General features: G+C 33.3%; 2 protein-coding genes and 1 pseudogene. All 3 read left to right on the plus strand.

Going from position 1 to position 1062, the window contains the following annotated elements:
- Positions 1-437 (plus strand): annotated as a pseudogene (locus HMPREF2846_RS07485) (hypothetical protein); the annotation flags it as partial.
- A gap of 13 nt (positions 438-450) precedes the next feature.
- A complete protein-coding gene (locus HMPREF2846_RS07490) occupies positions 451-852 on the plus strand; it encodes a hypothetical protein (protein ID WP_070626357.1) in 402 nt (133 codons plus the stop codon).
- A 1-nt stretch (position 853) separates the two neighbouring features.
- The gene (locus tag HMPREF2846_RS13895) at positions 854-1006 is read left to right on the plus strand and encodes an XkdX family protein (protein ID WP_083309985.1); all 153 of its coding nucleotides are present in this window, start codon (positions 854-856) and stop codon (positions 1004-1006) included.
- Positions 1007-1062 lie beyond the last annotated feature (56 nt).

Here is a 1062-nt window from a genome sequence, read left to right on the forward strand (position 1 = left end):
TTAATTTAAACAGAATTTTTATGAAAAATTGTCATTTGTCTTGGTCAGAATGGAAAGAAATCACAAATAATCAATCTGATACTGGTTGGATACCATTCACAATTATTAATGGTGGTCGAACTAATACTGATTATGGTTATGGTGAATCTCGTAATGGTTACGGCTGTTCTTATAGAGTTATCACAATTGGTTCTATGACACAAAAATTTGTAAGAGTAAATGCTAGCAACGTTGCTCATGAACAATATATAGCTCAATTGCCTGCTAATATCACTAAGAGCCCTCAAGTCGGATTTATCAGAGCACCATTAGATCATAATGGTACAAGTATAATTGTAGAGAATGACGGTTCAGTTAAGTTGTATGTAGCTAACAAAGATGAATGGGAAAAATCTGATAAAAAATATATTTATGGAACAATCAGTTGGGTAGAATAGGAGGTTGATATAAATGTTTAAACAAGTATTTTTATATGATGGAACACCTTATTTAGCCTTTGTTAATGATGAAGGTGAATATGATTATCCTAAAGAGGCATGGACTGAGGTAGCACCACCTGAAGGGATTTATAGTCCATTTTATTTCAACGGCGATGAATGGATTGGAGCTACTAAAGAAGAGTTTGAGGAATCGCTTCCTAAAGAAGAACTACCGCAACCATCAACTTCTGAGATTATGATGGCTAGTGCTCAAATGCAGATAGCAGAAAGCTCATTTCAATTAAGAGATACACAAAAACAATTAGCCCAATCAATGTTAGACATTGCTGAAAAAGATAAACGCATTAAACAGTTAGAACAGCAACAAGCTCAAATACTATTAGAAATAGCAGAAATGAAAGGGGGAAAATAATATGTTTCCAGGTTTTGACAATATTAAATATTTTTATGATAGAAGATGCTACACAAATGCACAAGTTAAAAGATTTGTAGAGTTAGAATGTATTACTAAAGAGCAATATACGGATATTACAGGTGAAGAATATCCGGAAGAACCACAGGCTTAGGCTTGTGGTTTTTTATTTAGACGGAAGTAGGTGAACACATGAGCAAAAATTTTACA

The sequence above is a fragment of the Staphylococcus sp. HMSC056G08 genome, from assembly GCF_001812305.1.
GTDB lineage: Bacteria > Bacillota > Bacilli > Staphylococcales > Staphylococcaceae > Staphylococcus > Staphylococcus simulans.

Excerpts from the sequence above, each read along its gene's own strand:
- HMPREF2846_RS07490 (WP_070626357.1), top strand. The coding sequence starts at position 451 with ATGTTTAAACAAGTATTTTTATATGATGGAACACCTTATTTAGCCTTT.
- HMPREF2846_RS13895 (WP_083309985.1), top strand. The coding sequence starts at position 854 with ATGTTTCCAGGTTTTGACAATATTAAATATTTTTATGATAGAAGATGC.